The 287-nt window shown below is 36.2% G+C and carries 1 protein-coding gene; it reads left to right on the forward strand.

The genetic code is table 11. The features are described 5' to 3' along the window. A partial coding sequence (locus HMPREF2846_RS14470) for a hypothetical protein (protein ID WP_218086524.1) occupies positions 1 to 287 on the forward strand: 287 nt, incomplete at both ends.

Raw genomic sequence — 287 nt, forward strand, 5'->3', positions numbered from 1 at the left:
GCTGAAACAACAGGTCAAGCTATCGTGAAAAATTCTGCTCGTAAAACAGTTGAAGAAATCAATAAAGCAACACAAGACTTGAAAGAAGCGCAAAAACATTTAGTAGAAAAAGCTGACAAAGTTGAACTTGATAAAGTCATCGACACAGCAGAAAATACTGAATTGAACGTTAATGACAAAGAAGACAAAGCGGTTCAAGATGCTTTAGATAAAGCAATCAAAGTACAAGAAGACTTCAACGCAACACAAGAAGAAGTCGACAAAGCTCAAGCTGATTTAGCAAAAGC

Source organism: Staphylococcus sp. HMSC056G08, from assembly GCF_001812305.1.
Lineage (GTDB): Bacteria > Bacillota > Bacilli > Staphylococcales > Staphylococcaceae > Staphylococcus > Staphylococcus simulans.